The 3,595-nt window shown below is 38.7% G+C and carries 3 protein-coding genes; 1 reads left to right on the top strand and 2 read right to left on the bottom strand.

What is annotated here, in order from left to right; genetic code table 11:
- Positions 1 to 83: 83 nt before the first annotated feature.
- Positions 84 to 1,913, bottom strand: a complete 1,830-nt coding sequence (gene hrmK / locus IQ228_RS23330; RefSeq protein ID WP_027404673.1) for a hybrid histidine kinase/response regulator HrmK — start codon at positions 1,911 to 1,913, stop codon at positions 84 to 86.
- Positions 1,914 to 2,384: 471 nt separating this feature from the next.
- Between hrmK and IQ228_RS23325 the strand changes: the two genes are divergently transcribed.
- A complete protein-coding gene (locus IQ228_RS23325) occupies positions 2,385 to 3,254 on the top strand; it encodes a branched-chain amino acid ABC transporter permease (RefSeq protein ID WP_039201322.1) in 870 nt (289 codons plus the stop codon).
- A 21-nt stretch (positions 3,255 to 3,275) separates the two neighbouring features.
- Here IQ228_RS23325 and psaX read toward each other — a convergent pair whose 3' ends face one another.
- Positions 3,276 to 3,395 (bottom strand): photosystem I protein PsaX, encoded by a 120-nt coding sequence (gene psaX, locus IQ228_RS23320; protein WP_027404674.1) that lies wholly within the window; start codon positions 3,393 to 3,395, stop codon positions 3,276 to 3,278.
- Positions 3,396 to 3,595: the final 200 nt, after the last annotated feature.

The raw sequence follows: 3,595 nt of genomic DNA, 5'->3' as shown, positions 1-3,595 counted from the left end.
CACCTCCCCTACCTCCCTTCTCCCGTCATTTTCGGGTTGACAGTAGGGGCAATCCCCCCGTGCTTGCCCAGAATCGTAGGGTTTTATTTTTGACTCTTAGTAGATTTTTTTACGCAGGGACAATACTTAGCCACCAGACTGGCTAAAAGTTTTAAATCTATCGGCTTAGAAATATACTCATTGACACCAGCCGCAAGACAACTTTCGCGATCGCCCTTCATTGCCATAGCCGTTTGAGCAATAATCGGTATATGCTGATATTTGGGGTTTTCCCGTAATTGCTGCACCAAATTTAAACCATTAGCATCAGGTAAACTCACATCCATCAAAATCACTGCTGGTTCTACTTCTTCGATACTATTCCACATTTTTGCCCCATTCTTCACCCAGTTCACCTGATATCCTAATCTTTTTAAATAAATTTCCATTAATTCCCCATTGGGTAAATCATCTTCCACCAGCAAAATTACAGGCGATGGAGTCAGATCATCATCACAAGGATGACTAACCACTTCTAAATCATATTCTGCTGTTGTTTCTATAGCTGCTAAAACTTCTCCCGTTGGTTTAAGAGGAAGTAAAATACTAAAACGAGAACCTTGATCAACCACAGATTCTAACTCTAAATAACCACCATGAATTTCTGCCAATTTTTGAGTCACTACCAACCCCAAACCCGTACCTTCATTACGATCGACGGCGGGATTAACCACTTGACTATAGGGTTGAAATAGTCGAGATTGATCTTCAAAAGAAATACCTATACCAGTATCCCAAACCGTAAACCGCAAAAATTCATCCTCACTAGAAACCTGTAAGCCAACACTACCTTTCATCGTAAATTTGATAGCATTGAAAAGTAAATTCAATAACATTTGTTTAAGTCGCAAAGGATCAGCTATGAGATTTTTAATATCTGGTTTAATTTCTAAATGCAGTGTTAGATCTTTATGAGTAGCTTTCTCTTTTACCAAAGCCAAAACATTCCGACACAAAATATAAATATCAACTACTTCCCATTGTACTTCTAGTTGGTTGGCTTCAATTTTCGAGAGATCCAAAATATCATCAATTAATCCCAATAAATGCTTACCACTAGATTGAATAATCCGTAAATACTCTTGATGACGGACTTTCTCAGGTTCATAACCCTGTGCTAATAGCAAATGGGTAAAACCAATAATTGAACTTAGGGGAGTGCGGATTTCATGACTAGTATTTGCCAAAAACTGATTTTTAAGTTGATTAGTACGCTTTAGTTCTTTATTTAAACTAGCTAAATCCTGATAATACTTCTGCGAAGATTTTATTTGTAAAAGTTGTGTTAAAGCTGTGCGACAATTTTCCACAGTTTTTGTGATTAATTGTAACTTCAGAGGGTAAAAAGTATCCTCCAGTAATTTACAGTCGGGTAAAAAATTGCTGGTGCTGATGATTAACCACGCTTTGATTCCTTGAGTATCCTCAAATAAATACCAAGCACTTTGGTATTTTTGAGTTTCCATTTCCTGTACATCTTGCAGATTGATAGATTTATGCAGTCTCAAAGACAGCTTTTTTTCAACTTGGGGTATTAGCTCGAAATTGGGAATTAATGATGGTAAATAGGAAATATAAGCGATTCGACCCACTATTTGCTGTGGTTCAAACAGAGCAATACCTACAATATACTGAGCAGACGCAATTAAACTATCACTTAATGCTTTATGAAGTTCATTGACAACGATTTGCAAAATTTCTGCTTCTGTGGCTATTCCTAATGCAGTCGTAGTAGCCACAGAAATCAGATAATCCTGAAGACGAATTTGCAACTGATTTAAGCTGCTTTCCAGCCACAACTGATACCGCATCTGTTCAATTGTTCTCAACCGGGAGTTTCCGTCTAACTGATTTTCCGTAAGCTTTAAATTCAAAAACTAGCATCTCTTTACCTCCAGTCTTGTACTACCATTCATCTAAACCTCCAGGAGACCCCCACCAAAACTGTACTCAGTTTGATGATGGGAGGAATGGAGGGTTAACTGTGAAACGTCCCTTGAGTAATTTTGTGCGCCCATAAAACTGAAGGCGGTTAAAACCGTCGTCAGTGAGCGTGCCAAACTGCTGGTGTCGCTTATATCTCAGGTCTGAAGAACCTGTTACGTTTACCGGATAATCCTGTAAGCTTGAGAATTGCTGCATGGTCAACTAGACCGCTAAAAAACACCCTGCCACAAATAAAAATGTAACCAGTATTTATGTATATTAACCTGCAAGTGCTTTTTTAGATAACCCATAAACGGCATTTATGAATGTGACGGAGATCCTAAAGATGATTGGATACAATCATTTACAGCAATAACAACTTCAAAAATTCACAATAATTTCACCATAATTTCATATTTATGGATATTACACAATTTGCTCAATTAATTATCAACGGTATCGCTGTTGGTAGCATTATCGCCTTAGCAGCAGTAGGACTGACCTTAACCTATGGGATTTTGCGGTTGTCTAATTTTGCCCACGGTGATTTTCTCACATTAGGAGCTTATTTGACTCTCATGGTCAATGCTATGGGTCTAAATATTTGGTTGTCAATGATTGTGGCTACCGTGGGAACTGTGGGAGGAATGTTACTAGCAGAAAAATTGCTATGGTCAAAAATGCGGTCTATCCGTGCTAGTTCGACAACACTGATTATTATCTCTATCGGTCTAGCTTTATTTCTCCGCAATGGGATTATTTTTCTCTGGGGAGGTAAAAACCAAAATTATAATTTGCCTGTGATTCCGGCTTTAGAATTTGGGACTTTAAAAGTACCGCAAAATCAATTATTGGTACTGGGATTAGCTATTTTGGCGATTTTATCGCTACACTACTTGCTACAAAATACGAAAATTGGTAAGGCAATGCGGGCAGTAGCTGATGATTTAGATTTAGCTAGAGTATCTGGTATTAATGTTGATAGGGTAATTTTGTGGACTTGGGTAATTGCTGGGACATTCACTTCTTTAGGTGGGAGTATGTACGGGCTAATTACAGCAGTGCGTCCAAATATGGGTTGGTTTTTAATTTTACCTTTGTTTGCTTCAGTGATTTTGGGAGGAATTGGCAATCCTTATGGAGCGATCGCCGCCGCCTTTATTATTGGTATTGCCCAAGAAGTTAGCACCCCCTGGCTAGGTTCACAGTACAAGCAAGGTATAGCTCTACTAATCATGATTGTGGTGCTGCTTATTCGTCCCAAAGGTTTATTTAAAGGCACGATTTAAACAGCACCGATCTAGTTCTAACTATTCAATGATGTGGAAGTAGTAAGCTGCTACCAAAAAGTTAATAGCCAAAAGTAACAACGCCCAGCCAGTACGGAAAGCGTAGGAAGGTTTAGCAGCAGGTTTGCCTTTAGCAGTCATAAGCGGTTCTCCTAATTTAGTGACTTTTTAAGAAATAGCAAACTCACGCGCCAATTTTGCAAATTCTTTAAAAATATTTTTGTAAAGTTGGTTAGTTGTCAGTTGTCAGTTGTCAGTTGTCAGTTGTCCGTTGTCCGTTGTCCGTTGTCCGTTGTCATCAGTAAAATTCCTCTCCCCTACTCCCCCTACTCCCCCTACTC

The organism is Dolichospermum sp. LEGE 00246 (genome assembly GCF_015207865.1).
GTDB classification, from domain to species: domain Bacteria; phylum Cyanobacteriota; class Cyanobacteriia; order Cyanobacteriales; family Nostocaceae; genus Dolichospermum; species Dolichospermum heterosporum.
This window is presented reverse-complemented; position numbering and strand designations above follow the sequence as displayed.